At 67.2% G+C, this 22,625-nt stretch carries 21 protein-coding genes and 1 pseudogene; 9 read left to right on the top strand and 13 right to left on the bottom strand.

Going from position 1 to position 22,625, the window contains the following annotated elements; all coding sequences use genetic code 11:
- Nucleotides 1–137: 137 nt before the first annotated feature.
- Nucleotides 138–1,487, top strand: coding sequence for a serine hydrolase domain-containing protein (locus ACWPXK_RS04160; protein ID WP_454194658.1), 1,350 nt, complete (start codon nucleotides 138–140; stop codon nucleotides 1,485–1,487).
- A 331-nt stretch (nucleotides 1,488–1,818) separates the two neighbouring features.
- Here ACWPXK_RS04160 and ACWPXK_RS04155 read toward each other — a convergent pair whose 3' ends face one another.
- From ACWPXK_RS04155 to ACWPXK_RS04135, 5 genes are all read right to left on the bottom strand, one after another.
- Complete coding sequence (locus ACWPXK_RS04155) at nucleotides 1,819–2,736, bottom strand: aminotransferase class IV (protein ID WP_454194657.1); 918 nt, start codon at nucleotides 2,734–2,736, stop codon at nucleotides 1,819–1,821.
- Between the two features lie 40 nt (nucleotides 2,737–2,776).
- Entirely contained in the window at nucleotides 2,777–3,034 is a 258-nt protein-coding gene (locus ACWPXK_RS04150; protein ID WP_454194656.1) for a Txe/YoeB family addiction module toxin, read from the bottom strand.
- Nucleotides 3,031–3,279, bottom strand: coding sequence for a type II toxin-antitoxin system Phd/YefM family antitoxin (locus ACWPXK_RS04145; RefSeq protein ID WP_454194655.1), 249 nt, complete (start codon nucleotides 3,277–3,279; stop codon nucleotides 3,031–3,033). Before ACWPXK_RS04145 ends, ACWPXK_RS04150 begins: the two co-directional genes overlap by 4 nt.
- A 63-nt stretch (nucleotides 3,280–3,342) precedes the next feature.
- Nucleotides 3,343–4,377, bottom strand: coding sequence for an aspartate-semialdehyde dehydrogenase (locus ACWPXK_RS04140; RefSeq protein ID WP_454194654.1), 1,035 nt, complete (start codon nucleotides 4,375–4,377; stop codon nucleotides 3,343–3,345).
- 3 nt (nucleotides 4,378–4,380) lie between these two features.
- Nucleotides 4,381–5,646, bottom strand: a complete 1,266-nt coding sequence (locus ACWPXK_RS04135; protein ID WP_454194653.1) for an aspartate kinase — start codon at nucleotides 5,644–5,646, stop codon at nucleotides 4,381–4,383.
- 164 nt (nucleotides 5,647–5,810) lie between these two features.
- On the opposite strand from ACWPXK_RS04135, the gene ACWPXK_RS04130 reads away from it, so the two are divergent.
- Nucleotides 5,811–6,221, top strand: coding sequence for a secondary thiamine-phosphate synthase enzyme YjbQ (locus tag ACWPXK_RS04130; RefSeq protein ID WP_454194652.1), 411 nt, complete (start codon nucleotides 5,811–5,813; stop codon nucleotides 6,219–6,221).
- Nucleotides 6,222–6,227: 6 nt separating this feature from the next.
- Here ACWPXK_RS04130 and ACWPXK_RS04125 read toward each other — a convergent pair whose 3' ends face one another.
- A complete protein-coding gene (locus ACWPXK_RS04125; RefSeq protein ID WP_454194651.1) occupies nucleotides 6,228–6,803 on the bottom strand; it encodes a dihydrofolate reductase family protein in 576 nt (191 codons plus the stop codon).
- Between the two features lie 32 nt (nucleotides 6,804–6,835).
- Complete coding sequence (locus tag ACWPXK_RS04120; protein ID WP_454194650.1) at nucleotides 6,836–7,411, bottom strand: dihydrofolate reductase family protein; 576 nt, start codon at nucleotides 7,409–7,411, stop codon at nucleotides 6,836–6,838.
- Between the two features lie 73 nt (nucleotides 7,412–7,484).
- Here ACWPXK_RS04120 and ACWPXK_RS04115 point away from each other — a divergent pair, with 73 nt between their 5' ends.
- Both ACWPXK_RS04115 and ACWPXK_RS04110 read left to right on the top strand, forming a co-directional pair.
- Nucleotides 7,485–8,063, top strand: a complete 579-nt coding sequence (locus ACWPXK_RS04115) for a TetR/AcrR family transcriptional regulator (protein ID WP_454194649.1) — start codon at nucleotides 7,485–7,487, stop codon at nucleotides 8,061–8,063.
- Nucleotides 8,064–8,129: 66 nt separating this feature from the next.
- The gene (locus tag ACWPXK_RS04110) at nucleotides 8,130–8,315 is read left to right on the top strand and encodes a DUF1918 domain-containing protein (RefSeq protein ID WP_040773002.1); all 186 of its coding nucleotides are present in this window, start codon (nucleotides 8,130–8,132) and stop codon (nucleotides 8,313–8,315) included.
- 225 nt (nucleotides 8,316–8,540) lie between these two features.
- On the opposite strand, the gene ACWPXK_RS04105 is transcribed toward ACWPXK_RS04110, so the two are convergent.
- Nucleotides 8,541–8,699, bottom strand: coding sequence for a hypothetical protein (locus ACWPXK_RS04105; protein ID WP_454194648.1), 159 nt, complete (start codon nucleotides 8,697–8,699; stop codon nucleotides 8,541–8,543).
- 437 nt (nucleotides 8,700–9,136) lie between these two features.
- On the opposite strand from ACWPXK_RS04105, the gene ACWPXK_RS04100 reads away from it, so the two are divergent.
- Both ACWPXK_RS04100 and ACWPXK_RS04095 read left to right on the top strand, forming a co-directional pair.
- Nucleotides 9,137–9,595 carry an SRPBCC family protein gene (locus ACWPXK_RS04100; RefSeq protein WP_454194646.1) on the top strand — a complete coding sequence of 153 codons (459 nt, stop codon included), beginning with the start codon at nucleotides 9,137–9,139 and terminating at the stop codon, nucleotides 9,593–9,595.
- 103 nt (nucleotides 9,596–9,698) lie between these two features.
- Nucleotides 9,699–10,910, top strand: coding sequence for a low temperature requirement protein A (locus tag ACWPXK_RS04095; protein ID WP_454194645.1), 1,212 nt, complete (start codon nucleotides 9,699–9,701; stop codon nucleotides 10,908–10,910).
- On the opposite strand, the gene ACWPXK_RS04090 is transcribed toward ACWPXK_RS04095, so the two are convergent.
- The 4 genes from ACWPXK_RS04090 to ACWPXK_RS04075 form a co-directional block, all read right to left on the bottom strand.
- Nucleotides 10,888–11,763 (bottom strand): ion transporter, encoded by an 876-nt coding sequence (locus ACWPXK_RS04090; RefSeq protein WP_454194644.1) that lies wholly within the window; start codon nucleotides 11,761–11,763, stop codon nucleotides 10,888–10,890. The two genes, ACWPXK_RS04095 and ACWPXK_RS04090, sit on opposite strands and share 23 nt — an antisense overlap.
- A 453-nt stretch (nucleotides 11,764–12,216) precedes the next feature.
- A complete protein-coding gene (locus ACWPXK_RS04085; RefSeq protein ID WP_454194643.1) occupies nucleotides 12,217–13,833 on the bottom strand; it encodes a GMC oxidoreductase in 1,617 nt (538 codons plus the stop codon).
- A gap of 76 nt (nucleotides 13,834–13,909) precedes the next feature.
- Complete coding sequence (locus tag ACWPXK_RS04080) at nucleotides 13,910–15,505, bottom strand: alpha/beta hydrolase (protein WP_454194642.1); 1,596 nt, start codon at nucleotides 15,503–15,505, stop codon at nucleotides 13,910–13,912.
- A gap of 105 nt (nucleotides 15,506–15,610) precedes the next feature.
- Nucleotides 15,611–16,378: a sulfite exporter TauE/SafE family protein gene (locus ACWPXK_RS04075; protein WP_454194641.1), complete on the bottom strand. Its 768-nt coding sequence runs from the start codon at nucleotides 16,376–16,378 to the stop codon at nucleotides 15,611–15,613.
- Nucleotides 16,379–16,647: 269 nt separating this feature from the next.
- Between ACWPXK_RS04075 and leuA the strand changes: the two genes are divergently transcribed.
- Nucleotides 16,648–18,441, top strand: coding sequence for a 2-isopropylmalate synthase (leuA, locus tag ACWPXK_RS04070; protein ID WP_454194640.1), 1,794 nt, complete (start codon nucleotides 16,648–16,650; stop codon nucleotides 18,439–18,441).
- A 432-nt stretch (nucleotides 18,442–18,873) separates the two neighbouring features.
- Entirely contained in the window at nucleotides 18,874–20,493 is a 1,620-nt protein-coding gene (locus ACWPXK_RS04065; RefSeq protein WP_454194639.1) for a MinD/ParA family ATP-binding protein, read from the top strand.
- 76 nt (nucleotides 20,494–20,569) lie between these two features.
- Here ACWPXK_RS04065 and ACWPXK_RS04060 read toward each other — a convergent pair whose 3' ends face one another.
- Entirely contained in the window at nucleotides 20,570–21,496 is a 927-nt protein-coding gene (locus tag ACWPXK_RS04060) for a LysR family transcriptional regulator (RefSeq protein ID WP_454195436.1), read from the bottom strand.
- A gap of 111 nt (nucleotides 21,497–21,607) precedes the next feature.
- On the opposite strand from ACWPXK_RS04060, the pseudogene ACWPXK_RS04055 reads away from it, so the two are divergent.
- Nucleotides 21,608–22,566 (top strand): annotated as a pseudogene (locus ACWPXK_RS04055) (EamA family transporter).
- The last annotated feature ends 59 nt before the right edge of the window (nucleotides 22,567–22,625 follow it).

Raw genomic sequence — 22,625 nt, 5'->3', positions numbered from 1 at the left:
AGTTCCAGCACGGTGATCGACCACGGCACCCACACGCCCGACTCGCCGCAGCCGGGCTCTCTGGCTCGGCAAGTTCCGTGCATGTTCGTCCCGCCTGTTGAACGTGTGATCACATCCGGGGGCGCTAGCCTTTCCCCATGGGGCGTATGGGCGGATTCCTAGCGGGAATCGCGGCGGTTTCGCTGGTAGCGGGCAACCTGTTCGTCGGGAGCGCGCACGCCGCGCCCGATGATCACGTGCGGTGCGCGGTTACCTCGGGCCGTGACCCAGAGCGGGCGGCGCCGGAGCAGGTCGGGTTGGATTCCCTGCGTCTGCAAGAAGCGTTGCGGTTCGTAGCCGGGCGAAACCGGTTCAATGTGCAGGTGTTCCGGCACAACTGCCTGATCGGCGAGGGGCTGACGAACAATCAGACCGACAACGTCGCGTGGAATATCTGGAGCGCGACCAAGAGCATCGTCTCCGTGCTCGCCGGAATCGCCTGGGACCAAGGCAAACTCGAACTCGACGCGCCGATCGACCGGTACCTGCCCCCCGGGCTCGGCGGCCCCGCGCACCGGTCCATCACCGTGGAGAATCTGCTCACCGAGACGTCGGGCATGCGGGTCGGAGTGGTGACCGAGGGCATCACCGGCGTGATCCCCATCGACCCGAACAGTGCGGTGCAGGCGCTCGGTGTGCCGCTGGACAATCCGCCGGGCACGGTCTTCACCTACAGCCAGCGCAATGTCGACCTCCTGGCTTACGTGCTCGAACTCACCGTAGGTGAACCACTGCAACAGTTCGCGCAGCGTGAATTGTTCGATCCGCTCGGCATTCCACGTGGCGACTACTACTGGGCCCGCGACCGCTCCGGACACACCTACGGCTACGCACACCTGATGATTCCGCCGAAGGATTTCGCGAAGCTCGGACTGCTGGTGAGCAACGATGGACGGTGGGGTGACCAGCGCATCGTCTCCGCCCAGTACCTGCGGAAAGCGCGCACGCCCTCGCCTGCGAACCCGTGCTATGGATACCTGTTCTGGCTAGGGCCCGGTTGCGCCGAGACCGCGGATTTCCTGCCCCGCGATGTCTACACGATGGCGGGTCTCGGAATGCAGAACGTCTTCATCATTCCGAGCCTGGATCTCACCGTGGTGTGGACCGGCGTGTTCGGAAACGTCAGCAGCCAGGGCGTGAGCGGGATCATCCAGAACACCCAGGAACTGCCCTATGAATTCTTTCGCAAGGTATTCGACGCGTTCGACGAGCGGCCGGTGCCGGACCCCGGCCCCTACATCGAACCGCCGGTTCGGCTGGACCCCCGCCGCTTCGTCGACAACGACATCCTGATCGCGGTCTTCGGCCTCGGGCCCGCCGCCTACCCGGGCTGCAACGTCTTCGCTTGCCTGAGCTACCCGCTGGATCCGCCTTTCGCGGACACCCCGCCGGGCTGCGCCATCGTGGCGTGCCTCGGGCCGGATCCGCGCACCCCGGGCATCCGCTGATGCGGTATAGCCCCTGGGCCGGTTGAACCTGCCGTTCGCAGATACCTTGCCAGCCTAGGCAATCCTGCCGTACCTCGGCCCCGCATCCATTGAGCGATGCCACCTCTGGGCGTCCGTGCCGCTTCTGATACACGCCGGGCTACGCGATCCCTGCCTGACCTCGGCCCCGAGCCGCACCATTGGCATCCATCGAGAGGTTCCTCCTTGGGGCGCGGACATCCCACTGGCCGCACAACCCGGCGCCGATCGGCGCAGCCCGGCATCGGTTGCCCCTTGGGCGGACCGGTTCTTCCCGCCGACCGTCCCCAAACCGGCGTGCTGGTCCCCGCGTCTAAGCGGACAGATCCGTGACCCATCCGTGCACGTCGTCGGTGCGCAGCGCGGCGTAGTGGCGTTTGCGCAGCGCCTGCGAGATCGGCCCGGGGACGCCGTCGGCGACCACGCGACCGTCTACCTCGACGACCGGAGCCGCACCGGCGGAGGTTCCGGTGACGAAGACCTCGTCGGCGATGTACAGCTCGGTGAGGTCAACGGTGCGTTCGACCACCGGAATGCCGTCCTCGGCCGCCAGGGTGAGGACCGTCCTGCGGTTGATGCCGTCGAGGATGTCGCAAGACACGTCCGGGGTGATCAGCGTGCCGCCCCGGACGAGGAAGATATTGGCCGCGCTGAGTTCGCAGACATGACCGTTGCCGTCCAGGAAGACACAGTCGTCGTAGCCGCTGTCGATCGCGTCCTGCTTGGCCAGGACCGAATTCACATACGCGCCATTGACCTTGGCGCGAGAAGGGATGGCGTTGTCCGGAATGCGCCGCCAGGGGCTGGACTTCAGCCGCATCCCGTCCTGCGGGACGATCGGCACCGCGTCGTAGACGAATATGCTCACCTGGATCGCACAGCCACGCACCCGAGTGCCGGGAATCGATTCGACCACGTGCACCGTCGCCCGCACGAAGACATCCTCGTCGGGTGCGTTCGCCGCGATCAGTTCCACCACGGCGGCGCGAAACCTGGCGAAATCCCATTCCACGGCGAACCGATCGATCCCGATGATCTTGCACGACTCCTCGAGCCGCCGGTAATGATCGTCCAGCCGAAACGCGGTCCGTGCCGCCCCCTCCACGTGCACCGGGAAGACGGTGTAGACGCTCAGTCCGTACAACACCGCGGACGATGCGACACCGACCACGGCCGCATCGGCCGCAACGATCCGGTCGCCGAGATACACGTGGGGATGAGGGTTAGCCATCGCCGCAGGCTAACAGCGCAACCGCCGGGCAGCGACCCTATTATTCGTAGTGCTTGCCGACCTTGGCGATCCAGAGCGCATCATCCACCACTCGATAGACGATGCGGTGTTCCTGCGTGATTCGACGGGACCAGTAACCCGCCAGGTCGTGCTTCAACGGCTCGGGCTTGCCGGTGCCTTCGAAAGGATCGGACAGGATAGCTTTGATCAGCACGTTGACCTTCTTCAGCACAACACGGTCGCGCTGAAGCCACGCCGAGTATTCCTCCCATGCGGACTCGGAAAAGACGACTCTCATTCGATGAGGTCGCGTTCGATACCGCCACCGTTCTCGAGTTCCTGGATCGATCGACGTAGACGCGCCCCATCGCGCCCGCTCAACAACTCGACGGTCGTCATCAGCGAGTCGTAGTCTTCCTTGGACATCAGCACGGCATTCCCCCCTTTCGACACGATCTCGATCGTGTCGTGATCCTCATTGACCTTCTTGACCAGGGGAAACAGATTCTTGCGTGCTTCGCTCGCCGTAATCGCCGCAGCCATGATGCCTCCAAGCCCAGTCGTACCGGATATGGTACCACTGGGCTTGGGCGTGGCGCGAGTAATTCAGCGGTTGCTGAGCAGCACCTCGGCGATCTGAATCGTGTTGAGCGCGGCACCCTTTCGCAGGTTGTCGCCGGAGATGAACAGGGCGAGACCGCGACCGTCGGGGACGCCGGGGTCCTGGCGAATGCGGCCGACGAGGGAATCGTCGATACCGGCCGCGGCCAACGGGGTCGGCACGTCGACCAGCTTGACGCCGGGGGCCTTGGCCAGGATCTCCTTGGCGTGCTCGACGGAGAGCGGCTCGGCGAACTCGGCGTTCACCGACAGCGAGTGGCCGGTGAAGACCGGGACGCGCACGCAGGTGCCGCTCACCGCGAGATCCGGGATGCCGAGGATCTTGCGGCTCTCGTTGCGCAGCTTCTGATCCTCGTCGGTCTCGCCGGAGCCGTCGTCGACCAGCGAACCGGCCAGCGGAAGCACGTTGAACGCGATCGGCGCGACGTACTTGTCCGGCGGGGGGAAGTCGACGGCGCGGCCGTCCTGGGTCAGCTTCTCGGCGTCATCGATCACCGCGCGCGCCTGACCGATCAGCTCCTCGACACCGGCCAGGCCGCTACCGGACACCGCCTGGTAGCTGGACACGATCAGGCGGCGCAGACCCGCGATGTCGTGCAGCGGCTTGAGCACCGGCATGGCCGCCATCGTGGTGCAGTTCGGATTGGCGATGATGCCCTTGACCAGATTGCGCGTCTGTTCCGGGTTCACCTCGCTGACCACCAGCGGAACTTCGGGATCCTTGCGCCAAGCCGACGAATTGTCGATGACGGTGACACCAGCCGCCGCGAAACGCGGGGCCTGCACCCGGGACATGGTGGCCCCGGCGGAGAACAGCGCGATGTCCAAGCCGGACGGATCGGCGGTCTCGGTGTCCTCGACGACGATCTCGCGGCCGCGCCACGGCAGCGTCTTGCCCGCCGAACGCGCGGACGCGAAGAACCGCACCTCGTCGGCGGGGAAATTGCGCTCGTCCAGCAGTTTCCGCATGACGGCGCCGACCTGCCCGGTCGCGCCGACGACTCCTACCCGAATGCCCATGGCTTATCGCCCCGTTCCCGCGTGGACCACCGCGACCTCGTCGCCGCCGAGGTCGAACGCCTTGTGCAGCACCTTGACCGCCTCGTCCAGTTCGGTGTCCTTGACCAGCACGGAAATCCGGATCTCCGACGTGGAGATAAGATCGATGTTCACACCCGCCTTGGCCAGCGCCTCACAGAACGTGGCGGTGACCCCAGGGTGGCTCTTCATACCCGCGCCGACCAGCGACACCTTGCCGATGTGGTCGTCGTAGAGCACCTGGGAGAAACCGATGTCGTCCTGGCGCTTGGTCAGCATCTCGACGGCGCGGGCGCCCTCGGTCTTGGGCAGCGTGAAGGTGATGTCGGTCTTGCCGGTCTCGACCTTCGAGATGTTCTGCAGGACCATGTCGATGTTGATCTCGGCGTCGGCGACGGCGCGGAACACCTTGGCGGCGTAGCCCGGCTCGTCGGGCAGTCCGACCACGGTCACCTTGGCCTCGCTGCGGTCATGTGCGACGCCGGTGAGGATTGCTTGCTCCAAGGGGATGTCCTCCATCGATCCAGAAACGTAGGTGCCCCGCTTGTCGGTGTAGGACGAGCGCACATGCACGGGCACGTTGTAGCGGCGGGCGTATTCGACGCAGCGCAGCATCAGCACCTTGGCGCCGCAGGCCGCCAGTTCCAGCATCTCCTCGTAGGAGACCTGCTCGAGCCGCTGCGCGTCGGGCACGATCCGCGGGTCGGCGGTGAAGACGCCGTCCACGTCGGTGTAGATCTCGCAGACGTCCGCGTTCAGCGCGGCGGCCAGCGCGACCGCGGTGGTGTCCGAACCGCCGCGGCCCAGCGTGGTGACGTCCCTGCTGTCCTGGCTGACGCCCTGGAATCCCGCGACCAGCACGACGACGCCCTCGTCCAGCGCGTCCCGGACGCGGCCGGGGGTGACGTCGATGATCTTGGCGTTGCCGTGCGCGCCCGTGGTGATCACGCCCGCCTGCGAGCCGGTGAACGAGCGGGCCTCGGCGCCGAGTGAGTGGATGGCCATGGCGACCAGCGCGTTGGAGATGCGCTCGCCCGACGTGAGCAGCATGTCCATCTCGCGGGCGGGCGCCGCCGGCGCCACCTGCTGGGCGAGATCGAGCAGCTCGTCGGTGGTGTCGCCCATGGCGGAGCAGACGACCACCACGTCGTGGCCCTGCTTCTTGGTCTCCACGATCCGTTCAGCGACGCGCCGGATGCGCTCGGCGGTCGCCACCGAGGATCCTCCGTACTTCTGAACCACGAGAGCCACGACAGGGTCCTCCAAGATCGACAACAAACTGGTAACAGTCATCCAGACTACCGGCCGGGTGCCAGCGGTTTTGCCGATACCTACCCGGCTTGTGGAAAAACCCACAGCCGCATCCCATCCCGGGCAGGCCGCGCGGCCCGCGCGCGATGAGGGACCATGAGCGTATGAAGAGCACGCTGCTCGAGGTGAGAACGGGCCACAGCGAGGTGGTGCAGGACATCACACCGCAGTGCGCGACATTCGTCCGCGAAGCGGGCGGCGACGGGCTGCTGCACGTCTTCGTGCCGCACGCCACCGCGGGGATCGCGATCATGGAATTGGGCGCACGCAGTGACGACGACCTGCTGGCCGCGCTGCGCGAGCTGCTGCCCGCCGACGACCGATGGCGGCACGCGCACGGCTCGCGCGGCCACGGACGCTCACACGTGATGCCCGCGCTGATCCCGCCGTACGCGACGGTCCCGGTGCTCGGCGGGAAGCTGGCCCTTGGCACCTGGCAGTCGATCGCGCTGGTCGATCTCAATATCGACAATCCGGACCGCCAGGTGCGGCTGTCCTTCCTCGCCGCCGGCTGAGCGGGCTCAGGCCCTGGTGAACCAGCTGACCTGAACGCCGTTGCCGAACTGCCTGCGCTCGGTGGGGCGGAACTGCGTCGGACGGAACTCGCCCGCGAACCCGGGGACGCCGGTGCCCGCGACCACCGGATAGCTCTTGATCACCAGTTCATCGATCTCCTCCAGCAGCGCGGCGGCGAACTTGCCGCCGCCTGCCAGCCAGATGTCCATGCCGTCCTGCCGCTTCAGTTTGCGGACCAAGCCGACCGGATCGCACTCGACCAACTCGACGCCCGGATCATCGATCCGGCCGAGCGTGCTCGACACCACGTACTGCTTCATATGCGCGTACGGGCTGGTCACGCCGATGAACAGGGCCGGATCGTAAGTGCCGCGACCCATCACCAGCGTGTCGAATTTCTGATTCGGCGCGTCCACGTCGAGTCCGATGTGCGGGCGCACATGGGTGGGCAGCGTCTCCGGATATTCCGCACGCAGCCATTCCCACATGTCGTCGGCGACCGGGTAGAAGTCGAGTTCGCCATTCGGGCCCGCGATGTAGCCGTCGAGGGAAAGACCGACGAAGTAGACGAGTTTTCGCATGAGATACCTCTTTCTCTGGATTTCGGCGGCGGTCAGGCCCGGGTGAACCAGGTGACCTGCGCGCCGTTGCCGAATTCCTTGCGCTGGGCCGGAGTGAACAGCGTCGGGCGGAACGCGCCGGAGAACACGGAGATGCCGCCGCCGGCGACGACCGGGTAGCTCTTGATGATCATCTCGTCGATCTCCCCGAGCAGTTGGGCGGCGAGCTTGCCGCCGCCAACGAGCCAGATGTCCCCGCCCTCGGCCCGCTTCAGCCCCCGCACGAGTTCGACGGGGTCGCGTTCGACGACTTCGATGGCCGGATCGCCCCCGGGACCGAGCGTGCTGGACACCACGTACTGCTTCATGTGCGCGTACGGACTGGTCACACCGAGGGACAACCCGGGCTCGTAGCTGCCCCGGCCCATCACCGCTGTGTCGAACCGCTTGTTCGGCTCATCCACCGCCATTCCAAACTGCGTACGCAGAAAGCTGGGCACGAATTCCGGGTATTCGGTGTTCATCCAGGCCGTCATCTCCGCATCGAGGGGGTAGAAGTCATATTCCCCGGCGGGGCCCGCGATGTAGCCGTCGAGCGACACACCCACGTAGTAGACAAGCTTTCGCATACCCATACCGCCTAACTCGTTGTACTCTGCATGTAGTGATCTGAAGGTAGTACTACGACTGGAGTGGTGTCAAGTGCGGACCAACCCGGAACGGCGACAGGCGCTGGTGGACGCGGCGATCGAAATCCTCGCGCGCGACGGCGCACGCGGACTGACCTTCCGCGCAGTGGACAAAGAGGCCGCGGTACCCGCGGGCACGGCGTCGAACTACTTCGCCAACCGCGACGACCTGCTGACCCAGGCGGGCGCCCGGTTCTACGAGCGGCTACAGCCGAGCGAAGCGACCATGGCCAAGCTGACCGAGGGGCCGAAGACACGCGCGAACATCATCGAGCTGATGCAGGAGACGGTCGGGCGCATCGAGGCGTTCCGCACCGGCTACCTTGCCCTGCTCGAATTGCGCCTGGAGGCGACCCGGCGACCGGAACTGCGCGCCGTGCTGACCGAGCGGGTGCGCAAGGACATCGAGTTCAACGTGCGCAATCACCTCGAGTCCGGCCTGCCCGGCGACGAGAAATCGGTGCTGCTGCTCTACCTGGCGCTGAACTGGTTGATCGTCGACCGGCTCACGCTGCCCGAGGTGTTCACCGAGGAACAGAGCCAGGCATTGATCGAGGCCGCCGTCGAGCGGGTCATCGGCGGAGACGACTGAATCAGCTCCCGCGCGGCTTTCGCCGAATGGTTGTGACGCGCACCACCGGCGTTCGATAATGGGGCGATGATCGCACATGTAGGAGATCGACTCTGCGTACACGGACACGTGGTGGGAGAAGTGGATCACCTGGCCGAGATCATCGAGGTCCGCGGCCCGGACGGGACGCCGCCCTACTTGGTGCGCTACTCCGACGGCCACGAGTCCCTGGTATATCCAGGACCCGACGCGGTGGTCGAGCCCGCCAACTGAACTCCACGCCGGACCGAGCGCTAGGCGGCTGCCTCAGCCTTCGCTCGGTCCGGCGCGGCCTATTGACGGACATCGTCCGGCAGCGCCCTTATGCGGCTGCCTCAGCCTTCGCTCGGCCCGGCGCGGTCTATCGACGGACATCGTCCGGCAGCGCCCTTATGCGGCTGCCTCGGTCTCCGCTCGGCCCGGCGCGGGCTACCGGAAGAACTTCGCCCGGCTGACCCGTCAGGCGCGTCGCGTACGGCGGCGCGTCAGCGCGAAGGCGACGATTCCCGCGATCAGCACTTTGCCGACCGTCTCGATGATCGCGTTGACGTCCACGGCCGGGTGCCAGGTGAGTTGACCGTCGCGCAGCACGTACGCGCCGACGGGCTTGGCGCCCACACCGAACCCCGCTCCTTCGCCGCCGCCCTCCCCCTGGGCATCTGTTCCACTGCCCCGCCGCCTCCGACCGAGGCGGCGGGAATAATCACTGCCCCGTTGGATTCGTACGGCTCCCCGTAGACCCGGCGCACCGTGATCGTGTCCCGCACCTGCGCCAGCAGTTCGGCGTACTTCATGACAACCTCCACCCGTACCGACGGCGTCGGACGGCGCCGCTCTTTCCGATCCCGATCGTATGCGAGCGGGCTCAGCGGGACCCCTTCCGCGAAAAACCTGCTACTCGGAAGTTGTTCGGGCAGTGTCCAATCCCCGATCTCGAGCAGATAACGGCACGTTATCCGGGGTAATCGAGAATCGCGTCAGCGGTCAGGTTGACGACGCCGACAAATGGCGGCGACAATCGGCCGACTTGTCCACGCGGGGGTCGGAGGTATGCCATGCGCACCAAAACAGATATCCGATTCCTCGTCGACATCGCCCCCGAACAGGTCATGGACGCCCTGATCGCCGTCGAATCACTACCGGAATGGTCGTCCTCCTACAGCGACGTGCGGGTCGCGACGCGCGACCGGTGGCGCAGGCCGCGGCGCGTCTTCGTCAAGGCGGAACTGCTCGGCAGCGCGGATCTGCAAGTGCTGGAATACGATTGGACCGATGACCGGTGCTCATGGATCGTCGCCGACAGCACTCGCGGTGTTCGGGGCGGCGGCTGGTTCGAGGTGTCCGACAGCGTCGACGGCACGCACGTCTGGTACCACGTCGAGCTGTATCTGCCCCTCCCGATTCCCGGATTTCTGCTCAAACGCACCGTCCGCAAGGCCAATGAAGTAGTGGTGGAGTGCTTCATCGATTTCGCCGAGCGTTTCCCGGAACCAGAAACCTATCAACACATATAGCCAAAGCGAATGAGTGCCTGGGGCGCTGCGCTCTGCGCGAAATCCCCGGCCCCACCAGGCGGCAATCCGGCGCCGAACCGGCCGGAGTGCGACGATATGCACCATGATCGGTACCAAGCGGGTTCGGTTCCAGCCGATGGCGGCAGGCGCATCGGTAACCCAGCTCGAGTTGTTCTTCGACCTCGTGCTCGTCTTCGCGTTCACCATGGTCACCGGCCTGGCCGCCGAGGACACCAGCGCGAAGAACATGCTGCGCGCCTTGCTGGTACTCGCGGTGATGTGGTGGCTGTGGATCGCCTACTCCTGGCTCGGCAACGTGATCCGCGCCGACGAGGGCATCGCACGGGTCGCGATGTTCGTGGCCATGGGCGGCGCCTTCCTCGCCGCGCTCACCATTCCCGAGGCATTCGACGACAAGACCGGCGGCTGGTTCGGCCCGCTGGTCTTCGCCATCGCCTACCTGATCGTCCGGTTGGTACACGTCGGGATGTTCTTGCTGGCCAGCTCCGAGGACTCCAAACTGCGGAACCAGGTGCTGCGCTGGGCGCTCGGCTCGATCTCCATCGGCACCACGCTGCTGGTCATCGCCGCCATGACGTCCGGCCGGGTGCAGATCGCGCTGTGGATCGCCGCCATCGCGGGCGACTACCTGTGGACGCTGTTCGCGGGGACCGATTGGCGGTTGAATTCGGCGAAACATTTCGTCGAGCGGTACGGGCTGATCATCATCGTCGCGCTCGGTGAATCCATCGTCTCGATCGGCATCGGAGTGGCGGGGCTGCCGATCACCTGGCCGATCGCGCTCGGCTCGATACTGGGTCTGGCCATTTCCGGCCTGCTGTGGTGGGCGTATTTCGACGTGGCCGCTCTCTCGGTGGAACACGAACTCGTCCGCGCCGAAGGCGTTCGGCAGATCAAGATCGCGCAGGGCTCCTACACCTTCTGGCATTTTCCGATGATCGTTGGCATCATCGCGCTGTCGCTCGGGCTGAAGAAGGTTCTCTACTACGTCGGCGACTCCGCACACCACACCCTGAAGGACGCGCTCTACGGAATTCCGCTGTACTGCCTCTACGGCGGCGTCGCGCTGTATTTGATCGCGCTCGTGGGGTTCAAGCACTACGCCACGGGCGTCATCACGGTGCCCCGGGTGGTCGCCGCGGCGGTGCTGCTCGCGCTCATCCCGCTGGCCTGCGCGCTGCCCGCGCTGGCGTCGCTGTCCCTCCTGTGCGTCGTCCTGATCGGCCTGATCGCTTGGGAGACCGTTCGATTCGCGCAGCCGAGGGACGAGATCAGGCACGCGGCAGCCGATTGAGCTGGTGCCGCACGCCGTTCTCCGGCAGCGTCGGGCCGTACGCGGACGGCGGCACCCGGACGCCGTCGCGGACCGCGTCGCGAATCTGATCGATGTTCTCCCGCAACATGTCCGAGACGAGTTCGTCGGTCCGCGGGTCTTCCAGCACCTGGAACACGATGCGGAACGTGGTGTCGGCGATCAGCCGGATGATGTCGTCGTGGAACGGGATGTAGCGCACCCGGCCCGCCTGCGGGTCCTTCTTGATCAGTTCGAGGATCATCTCGTCCAGTTCGGCGCGGTTCTCCTCCAGCGCCGCCGCGATATTGCGGGTGTAGTGGCCGGTGCGCAGCACGTCCGCCACCTCGTCCATCACCGCGATCGTCATCGGACGGCGGATGGTGTCCACGATGGTCGCCACGAAGTGGTTCACCACCGCGGCCGTCACGCGGTCACCGAACACCCGGTCGGCCACCCGGGCGAGGCGGACGACGATCACCACGATCCGCAGCAGCCGGAAACCGCGGAAGAACGGGCTGGTCACCGGGATCATGCCGAGGACTTCGTACCAGTAGACGAGCGGGAAGGTCCACGGCCAGCCCGCGCGGCGCCAGCGCCACAGGAACTCCGCGGCGAACACCGCGCACAACGACCAGTCGACGAACACGATCACGCGGAAGGTGTGCCCCGAGACCGGGAAGAAGGTGATCCAGACGACCAGCGCCACCGAGACGATGGCCAGCGCCAGCATCACGAAATCGGTCCACAGTTGGGGCGGCTTGCGCGGATACTCCTGCGGCTGCGGTGCCTCCCGCAGACCGTATCGCTCGGGAGACGAGCGATCGATGCCCGAGCTGGGGGTTGGAGCGGACACTGCGGATCCCTTCGACGCCGAACGGTGCCGCCGACAGTAGTACGCGGCAAGCACGCTCGGCACGGTTGAGGAGAACACCTAATGGGCGCTGTCGGACGCAGTCCGTCCTCAACCCGCGCACAGCCGGACCGAAGGCGGAGATACACATAAGGGACGGTGCCGGACGTAGTCCGTCCTCAGCCGCCCCCGCGCATGGCTGGAGCGAAGGCGGAGGTACGCCTAAAAGACGCTGCCGGACGTAGTCCGTCCTCAGCCTCGCGCATGGCCGGACCGAAGGCGGAGGTACGCATAAGGACGCTGCCGGACGTAGTCCGTCCTCAACCCGCGCATGGCCGGACCGAAGGCGGAGGTACGCATAAAAGACGCTGCCGGACGTAGTCCGTCCTCAGCCCCGCGCATGGCCGGAGCGAAGGCGGAGGTACGCCTACCGGGAGGCAAGCGGCGGCGACGCGATCAGCGCCCGCCGCGGACGATCGCCTCGATATTGCGTTCGGCCAGTGCGGCGATGGTGAGCGACGGGTTGACCGTTCCGGTGCTGCCGGGCACCGCGGCGCCGTCCATCACGTACAGCCCGGGGTGGCCGTGCACGCGCCCGTAGTTGTCGGTGGCCCGCCCCAGCACCGCGCCGCCGAGCGGATGCGCGGTGAACAACGCGTTCGCGTCATAACCGAGAGCGCCGTATTCGACGAGCGCGCCCGCGCGTTCGGCGATCCGGTGGTCGACCGCGCGCGCCGCGGCCACGATGTCGTCGCGGTTCTTCGCCGACCAACTGAGCCCGACGCCGTTCGTGGCCCGGTTGTAGCCGAACCGGCTGCGGGTCGGGTCGAGCACCATGCCGAGCGAGGCCAGCGCGCCGGTCTCGAACGGGATACCGGGGATGTACCAGCTCTCCAGGGTCAGCGGCACGCCGGATTCGTCGAAGATCCGGCTCGCGCTCGGCACGCCTTGGCCGTGCCCAGCCAGCGCGCTGGCGCCACGGGCGAGCACCACGTCGCCGTTGGTGCCCCATCCGTCGCCGATGTGCTCGTTCAGGCGGGGTAGCGCACCGGTGGCCTGGGCCCGGACCAGCAGTTCGGAGGTACCGATCGAACCCGCGCCGAGGAACAGCCGATCACAGGTGAGGGTGCGGGTGGCCAGCACCTCACCGGTGGGCGACAGCTTCGCCACGGTGACCGCGTAGCGGTCGCCGTCCTGCGCGATGGCGTCGACGCGGTGGCCGGGGAAGATCGCGCAGCGGCCGGTGTTCTGCGCGTACCTCAAGTAGTTCTGATTCAGGTCGAATTTGGCGCCGTTGGAGTTGCCCAGATTGCTCCTGGCCGCGGTGGCCGAAGGCCGTGTGGCCCCGGCCAGTTCGCCGCGCAGGATGTCCCAGTTGAAGATCGAGTCGTTCGGCTGCGGGTGGTAGCCCGCCTTGCGCACCTGGTCGTCCCAGGCGCGGGAGTGCGTGAACGGCGAGGAGTGGTAGATGTCCGCTGGCATCGCGCTCAGCCGCAGCATCTCCCGCACCCGCGGGTAGTAGACGCGCTCCATCTCGCCGTAGTCGACGGTGCCGCCGAAGACGTGGTCGAAGAAACGGCGTTCCGGGGCGATCATGGCTCCGCTGAAGATCACCGAGCCGCCGCCGACCGCCGCCGCACGCCAGACATCGATGCCCGGGTACTCCGTGCAGTCCAGCACGCCGCCGAAGCTGGCGAACCGCATCGGCACCTTGGTGACGCCGGTGAAGTGGGTGCGGTGCCAGAAGCCGCGACCGTCGGGCAGGTCGTCGCCGGTGAAGATCTCCCGCCACGGGTCGTTCGGCCAGCGTGAACCGCGTTCCAGCACGGTGGTGACGATCCCGGCCTCGGCGAGGCGAAGTGCGGTGACCGCGGCGCCGAAGCCGGAGCCGATGACTATCGCGGGCGAGTGCTGCGGTGGATCAGGAAGCGGCGCAAAGATTTCCGGTACCCACCCGCGGAACAAAGCCTCCCAGGCCGGGTCCGTGGACGCCGCGCTCGTACCGGCCATCGTTCCCACAGCACCGAGCAGCGCGGCCGTGCCCGCCGCCTTGAACAAGGCACGTCTACGCACCAGTCACCTTCCATCATCACGCCTAGCGTGCGCAGACTACCGGTATTCCCGTTTTGTGAACAGATATCCGATTTTGCTATCGACCGAACGGCGTCTCGTCGGCGCGACAGGTGGCTCCCGGAGCGGGCAGCTGCAAGTCGATGAGGTAGCGCTCCCGCAACTTCCGGGTGCAGTCGTTGAGCGGGGTGTGCCCATACCCGCCATCCACGACGACCAGCCTGGCGTTCACCAATTCCTGCTGTGCGCGCCGTGCGGCGGTCAGCGGGGTGACCGGATCGAATCGGTTGTTGACCAGCAGAGCAGGGGTGTCCGACCGCAGGATCCACGGACCGGTGTAGCGCTGGCCATATCCCTCGGGCGGCGACGGCCAAGACGCGCAGGCTTGGCGCATATACAGCCAGAACGCGCCGTAGGTGGGGCTGGTAGCGGCGAGATCCCTTGCCAGCGCGGGCCATTGGTCGGGATCACGCGGAAAGGTGTTGTCCGCGCACGAGATCGCGGTGAACGAATCGAGGAAGTCATCCGTGGCCGCCGTTGTCGTCAAGATCTCGTTCACGGCGTCCGGGTTGCCCTGCGGACCGCGCTCCAGCTCGGCGAGCAGTCCGGCCAGCGCGGGCCAGCCCTCTTTCGGGTCGTACAGCAGCAGCGCGTGCGATGACATCGCCTCGGAGTAGGTGACCGTGCGCGCCCGCTCGCCCGTTCCGACCACGATCGGTGCCTCCCGAAGACGTTGCAGCACAGCGTCGTTGCGGGCACGCAGACCGGTACCACGCTGTGCTACGGCTTCGTTCGAGCCGCTCTCGGCCGCGAAGGCGCAGCGCGGCCGTCCCGCCTCCGCGCACAGTCGCAGGAACTCGCTCAGCACCTGCTCGGTACCGGCGGCGGTGCTCTCGATCGAGCTGCGCGTGTCGTTGGTGTATGCGTTCGGGTCGATCAGCGAAGGCAGGTGCAGCGCGCGTACCCGGTCGCCGAACAGCGCGCCGTACACCTGGCCCAGATAGCTTGCGTAGGAACCGCCTTCGTACGTCAGCCGCGGTTCGCCGACCGCGCGGCGCAGCAGGTCGAGATCGCGCGCGACGTCGACGGTGGTGAGGTGCCCGAGCAGCTCGCCGCCGTGTTCGGCACATCCCGCCGCCAGCTCGCGGCTCGCCGCGGCGGCGGCGCGCTCCTGTTCCGGATTGGCCGGCGGCAGCCATGCGCCGGACCAGAACCGTCGCTGCTGTTCGGCGTCCGGGAAACAACGGACCTGGCCACTGCGACCGACGCCGCGCTGGTCGAAGGTGATCACGTCGAACCGGCGCGCGATCTCGCCGCCGGACAACTCCCCCTCCGCCGCCCAGCGCAATCCCGAACCGCCAGGACCGCCGACCGCGGCGAACAACGTGCCGATCCGCCGATCCGGATCGGTGGCCCGCTGCCGCACGACCGCGAGCGGGAGGGTCGGGCCGTCGGGACGGGCGTAGTCCACCGGCACGGCCGCGGTCGCGCACTCGAACTTGCTCAGCCGCGTTTCCGCGCACGGCGCCCAGTCCAGCCGTGGTGTCGGCGCCGCATCGGCCTGTGCGACCAGCTCGGCGACAGCCGACTCCTGGCGGCTCGGCGTTCCGGCACAGCCGCTCACCGCGGGTAGCACGATGACGAGGGCGACGACGACCAACTTCCAGCTACGCACGGACATCATCCTGTGCCCACGCACGGCCGGGCGTCGTCCTCCTCAGGGCTGACATCGGACCCTGAGATTCCCCGGCCGCCCCCTGAAAGGAGCAGCCGGACGAAGTTATGACGTCACCAGTCGGATCACCGCGATCAGACCGACCACGATGATGACCGCGCGCAACACGGTCGGCGGCATCCGCCTGCCCATCTTGGCACCGAGCTGGCCGCCGATGATCGAACCGAGCGCGATCAACGCGGCCGCCCGCCAGTCCACGTCCGCGATCACGATGAAGATCACCGCGGACACGGCGTTCACGATCAACGCGAGCGCGTTCTTCGTCCCGTTGAGGCGCTGGATGTCGTCGTGCACGAAGACGCCGAGCAACCCGATCAGCAGTACGCCCTGAGCGGCGCCGAAGTACCCGCCATAGATACCGGCCGCGTAGATCGCGGCGAAGAGGATGGCTCCGCCGTGCTCCGGGACCGGCGCGCCGTCGTTCTCCCTCCGGCGCTTCACCCAGCTCGCCAGCCGCGGCTGCACCACGACCAAGACCAACGCCAAAGCGATCAGCACCGGCACGATCGCTTTGAACGCCGCGGGCGGAAGCACGAGCAGCAACACCGCCCCCGTGATGCCCCCGAGCAGCGACGCGGTGCCCAGCCGCAGCAGCCGGTCCCGCTGCCCGGCGAGTTCGCGGCGGTAGCCGTGCACACCACTGAGCGAACCGGGGACCAGACCTATGGTGTTGGACACATTCGCGGTGACCGGCGGCAAGCCGAAGGCGAGCAAGACCGGAAAAGTGATCAAAGTGCCCGAGCCGACGATCGTGTTGATACCGCCCGCCGCGATGCCCGCACCGAAGACGGCCAATTGCTCCAGCCAGGTCATAGCTATCCTTCGACGTCCCGTCGGACCCCCGGGCCCGTACAAGCGTGTCCACTATCGGACCGAACCGTAGCGGGTCATCGGATCACCCGACGACGGCACCACCCTTCCCGGCGCTAGGACGGCACGGTAAACTCGCGGACATCATGCAGCGGGCACTTCTTCTCGACCGCCGCGACGGGGTCTGATCGGACCGGCTCCCGTCGCGGGGTTTTGCCGCGCCGGTCGACCCAGCCCTATGGGAAAAACCACACCCCACGGAGAGACTCCCCATGTCCCCTGCTGACGCGTTCGTTTCCGGTGCCAGGACCATCACGGCGCCGAGCAAACCCGCTCCCGCCGGCCAGCCGGCCTGGAACAAGCAGAAGAACTCCTCCATGCCGACCTTCCGCTATCGGCCGTTCGCCGAGGAGGTCGAGCCGATCAGCTTGCCCGACCGCACCTGGCCGGAGAAGGTCATCGATCGGGCGCCCGGCTGGTGCGCGGTCGACCTGCGCGACGGTAACCAGGCGCTGATCGATCCGATGAGCCCGGCTCGCAAGCGCCGCATGTTCGATCTGCTGGTGCGGATGGGTTACAAGGAGATCGAGGTCGGCTTTCCCTCGGCGAGCCAGACCGACTTCGATTTCGTCCGCGAGATCATCGAGGACGGCGCGATCCCCGACGACGTGACCATCCAGGTGCTGACCCAGTGTCGCCCCGAGCTGATCGAACGCACCTTCGAGGCCTGCGCCGGCGCGCAGAACGTCATCGTCCACTTCTACAACTCGACCTCGATCCTGCAGCGGAAAGTGGTGTTCCGCGCCGATCGCGCGGCGGTCAAGAAGATCGCGACCGACGCCGCGGCACTGTGCCTGGAGACCGAGAAGCGCTACCCGGACACCAACTGGCGGTACGAGTACAGCCCGGAGTCCTACACCGGCACCGAATTGGAGTACGCCAAGGATGTGTGCGACGCGGTCTCGGAGATCATCGCGCCGACACCGGACAAGCCGCTGATCATCAACCTGCCCGCCACCGTGGAGATGGCGACGCCGAACGTCTACGCCGACTCGATCGAGTGGATGAGCCGCAACCTGGCCCGCCGCGACGCGATCGTGCTGTCGCTGCACCCGCACAACGACCGCGGTACCGCCGTGGCCGCCGCCGAGCTGGGCTTTCAGGCCGGCGCCGACCGGATCGAGGGCTGCCTGTTCGGCAACGGCGAGCGCACCGGAAATGTGTGTCTGGTCACACTGGGGATGAACCTGTTCTCCCGCGGCATCGACCCGCAGATCAACTTCTCCGACATCGATGAGATCCGCCGCACCGTCGAATACTGCAACCAGTTGCCCGTGCACGAGCGCCACCCCTACGGCGGCGATCTGGTCTACACCGCGTTCTCCGGCAGCCACCAGGACGCGATCAACAAGGGCTTGGACGCGATGAAGGCCACGGCGGACGCCTCCGGCGCGGACGTCGCCGACATCGTGTGGGAAGTGCCCTACCTGCCGATCGATCCGAAGGACGTCGGCCGCACCTACGAGGCGGTCATCCGGGTCAATTCGCAGTCCGGCAAGGGCGGCGTCGCCTACATCATGAAGACCGATCACGGGCTGGCGCTGCCGCGGCGTCTGCAGATCGAGTTCTCCCAGGCGATCCAGCGGATCACCGACGGCGAGGGCGGCGAGGTGACGCCCAAGGAGATGTGGGATGTCTTCTCCGAGGAGTACCTGAGCCCGATCCGTCCGCTGGAGCGGATGCGCCAGCGGGTCACCGCGTCGGAGACCGACGGCGGGGTCGACTCGATCGTGGCGGTGGTGAAGGTCGACGGCGTCGAGCAGGAGATCACCGGCAAGGGCAACGGACCGCTCGCCGCGTTCGTCGACGCGATCGCGAGCGTCGGCTACGACGTCGAGGTCTTGGACTACTCCGAGCACGCGATGTCCGCGGGCGACGACGCGCAGGCCGCCGCTTATGTGGAATGCGCGATCGGCGACAAGGTGGTGTGGGGCGTCGGCATCGCCACCTCGATCACCACCGCGTCGCTGCGTGCGGTGGTATCGGCGGTCAACCGGGCCCACTGATCGAGTAGCACGGCCGGAGCGAAGGCGCAGGTACGCATAAAGGACGCAGTCGGACGTAGTCCGTCCTTAGCCTGCGCATGGCCGGAGCGAAGGCGCAGTACGCATAAAGGACACAGTCGGACGTAGTCCGTCCTAAGCCTGCGCATGGCCGGAGCGAAGGCGGAGGTACGCCTGTCCCGGAACGTGTCCGGCGAGGGCGCCGCGGCGGTTCGTCCGCGCGGCGCCCGATCCCGCTGTCGCAGACCAGTTGTCGATGGCGTGTCGCTCGGCGCGTCCGCCTTACCTACCGCGACACGGCGCAGCGAACCCCGTGCTAGCGTGGATTCGCACTCCAAGCGCCGAGCTCTCTGCTCGAATTCCCGAGCAGATGGGGGAACCGTGACAACAAACGACCACAATCCGACCTCTCCGCCCTGGCTGCAGAGTCATTCCGTGGACACGGCCGAAGTCACCGAGGCGGAGTCACCGTCCACCGACCCGTCGACCGAGCACACCGGCGGCGGGGAAGCGAAGGAAACCGACGTGGCGGATGGGCTGGATCAGCCGGACGCACAGCCCGAACAGCCGGAGCCGCAAGGCTCGACCGAGCAGACCACTGTCTACCCGCATGCTGCCGGGCCCGCACCGTCCTACGGTCCTCCGCCGTCCGGACCCTCCGAGTCTTACGGCCCGTACGCTTCTCCGGGCGCCGGTGCGTATGCGCCGCCGACTTTTCCCGGGGAGCCGTTCCCTACCGGCGCATTTCAACCGCCGCCGAGTCCCAGCGGTAGCCACCCCGTACCCGGGCAGGGTCCCGAGCACAGCTACGACGAGTACCGCCAGGAGATCGGCCCCGACGGCTTGGTCCGGCGCGTCGACTCCGCGCAGCCGGAATCCGCTGCGCCGCAGCCCGATCAGCCCGGCGGGCCGATCTACAGCTGGGCTCCGCCGCCTCCGCCGGTGACGCATCAGCCACCGCCGCCCGCTTACCAACCGCCGCCGCCCCCGCCACCGGTCGGGCAACCGCAGGGCCCGGGCTGGCTGGGCGGGCCGAACCCGCATCAGACCGCCCAGCCGTTCCAGCCGCAGCATGTGCCGCAACCCGGACAGCCGGGGCACTCGGTGAACGATCTGAATCTGCTCCGGCGGGCCCGCAGGGCGCCGCGCAGTGGGTGGCGCCGTGCCGTGCACAAGGCCTCCGGCGGCATGATCAACCCGGGCGAGTCGGCCGCCGACGTCGTCTATCAGGACTTGGTCGACCGGGTGAATCAGCCGGTGCGCGGCGACTATCGGATCGCGATCCTCTCGCTGAAGGGTGGCGTCGGCAAGACCACGACTACGGTCGGTCTCGGCTCGACCTTCGCATCGCAGCGCGGTGACCGGGTGATCGCGATCGATGCCAATCCCGACCTCGGCACGCTGGCGCACCGAGTGCCGCGCCAGACCAGGTCCACCGTGCGCAACCTGCTCGAGGACCAGCACATCAGCAGGTACTCGGACGTGCGGGCGCATACCTCGCAGGCGCCGAGCCGCCTGGAAGTGCTTGCCAGTGAACAGGATCCGGCGGTCTCCGAGGCGTTCAGCGAGGCGGACTACCGCAAGGCGATCGGCATCCTGCAGTCGTTCTACAACATCATCCTGACCGACTGCGGCACCGGCTTGATGCACTCCGCGATGGCGGGCGTGCTCGACATGGCCAGTTCGCTGGTGCTGGTCACCTCCCCGGCCATCGACGGCGCGCGCAGCGCGTCGGCCACCCTGGACTGGCTCGATCACCACGGCTACGGCAAGCTGGTGGAGCGAACGGTCGTGGTGGTGAACGCTTCCCGGCGCGGCGCGTCGACCGTCGATCTCGACCAGCTGCGCAAGTTGTTCCTCGACCGCACCCGCGCGGTGCAGGTGGTGCCGTTCGACGACCACCTCGCCGAGGGAGCCGAGATCGATCTGGAATTGGTGAGCAAGCCCACACGGCGGGCGCTGCTCGAGCTGGCCGCGATGGTGGCGGACGACTTCAACTACGTCGGCACGCAGTCTCAGCACCCCTACCGTTACCCCGGGCCGCCCGGAATGTGATCGGTTCGCCGGGCAGTTCTCGGTATTGCCCGGCGCAACAGGCACATCCACCGTGGCGCGGCGATGTCCGCACGGCTCAGGACACCGTCCTATCCGCTGGTGTCGCGGAGTCGGCGGTCGCCAGCGCGGCGGCCGACTCGAAGGCCGCGAGCACGGCGGCGATGGCCGGACGGGCGTCGGCGCGCGGCCGGATGGCCAGTTCGTACATCCGGGCGGCGCGCACGCCGGACAGACGCAGCACCGCGAGCGTGGGATCGCTCACCGCGTGGCGCGGCATGAGCGCGACGCCGTAGCCGGTGGCGACCAGCGTCTCGATGACGCGGAAATCGTTGAGACGCTGCGCGATACGCGGTTGCACGCCGGTCACGGTGGCGATGGAGCGCAGCACGTCGTCGACCGGGAAGCCGCCGCGCACACTCAGCCAGGTCTCGTCGGCGAGTTCCTCCGGCGCGACAGCCGATCGGCCGGCGAGCCGATGCGTCGGAGCCGCGACCACGTCGATCGGTTCACGCATGAGCACCCGGGTCGCGACGCGTGGATCGGCGATCGGCGCGGCGCGTTCGTCGCGATGGGTCAGCACCACGTCATAGTCGGCGAGTAGTCGCGCCACCTCGGAAGGGGGCACGTCCTCGTCTCGCGCGACCACGTCCACACCGCTGTCCGCCATGCCTCGCAGCACATGCGGCAGCAACAGCGCGCCACCCGAAGGGAATACCGCCACGCGGACCCGGCCGCGCGGCGAGCCCCGATAGTGCGCCATCTCGGCGACCGCGCGATCCATCGCCGCGAGCACCTCGTCGGCACGCACCACCAACGCCCGCCCGGCGTCGGTGAGCCGGACGCGTCGGCCGTCAGGTTCGAGCAGGGCCACGCCCGCTTCCTTGGCCAGCACCTTGAGCTGCTGCGAGACCGCGGAGGGCGTCATCGACAACGCGGCGGCGACAGCGGCGACGGTGCCGCGATCGGCGAATTCTCGCAGCACACGCAGCCGTTCCAAGGCCATGGGCGGGCCGGGCACCACCTTCTCGGATCCGGAAACCATTAAGCGACACTACATTATTTGTCCATATTTATTCGATTGTTCTGATGGTTGGGCGGCCGCACGATGAAACGCGTGACCACTCGCGATCGCCTGCTCGGCTGCACCGTCGTCCTGCTCTGGGGACTGAACTTCCTCGCCATCCGGGTGGGGCTCGATCACTTCCCGCCGTTCTTCTTCGCGGCACTGCGTTTCGCCGTGCTGGCGATTCCCGCGCTGCTGTTCATTCCGCGCCCACCGGTGCGGACGCGCTGGATCCTGCTGTACGGCACCGGTTTCGGCATCTTGCAGTTCGCGTTCCTGTTCACCGCCATGCGGGTGGGGATGCCGACCGGGCTCGCTTCGCTGGTGCTGCAATCCTCGGCGCCGTTCACCGTGGTGCTCGGTACGCTGCTGCTGGGCGAGCGGATCCGGCCGGTGCAGGTCGCTGGCATCGCCGTCGCGGTCGCCGGAATGGCGGTGATCGGGTGGGACCGGCTGGAACACGCCACTCTGCTTCCGGTGCTGCTGACGCTGGCGGGCTGGGCTGGGCATTCGGCAATATCGGCGCTCGCTCGGCCGGTACCGAGACCCCCTGTGTCAATCCGCTGCACCTGATGCTGTGGACCACCGCTATTCCGCCGTTGCCCCTGTTCGTACTGTCCGTGTTCACCGAGGGGCCGACCACCGGTCTGCATGCCCTCACCGATTCCTTCTCACTCGCCGGTTGGCCCGCCCTGGTGGCGCTGGCTTACATCGCCGTCCTGGCCACGGTCGTCGGCACCGGACTGTGGACGTATTTGATGGGCCGTTACCCGGCGGGCATGGTCGCCCCGTTCTCGCTGCTGGTTCCGGTCGTCGGGATAGCTGCCGCCTGGGCATTCCTCGGCGAGGTCCCTACCCCGCTGTCGCTTCTCGGTGGTGCCGTGGTGATCACAGGCGCCTTTGCCGCGACATCGAGCAAGCCGCGACCGGTGGACGCCGCCGCCCCGCCGACGAAAGCCCTGATAGGTACGGGACGACCCGCGCTCGGTATCGCTCGACCGCACCGATAGGACAACAATCGGTTTGCGGGGTCGACGCGACCGGGAAGACCTACCGCTTTACAGTAGTG

The organism is Nocardia sp. Marseille-Q1738, from assembly GCF_965283145.1.
The sequence above is the reverse complement of the archived record's forward strand: the minus strand, read 5'-3'. Positions and strand labels throughout refer to the sequence as shown.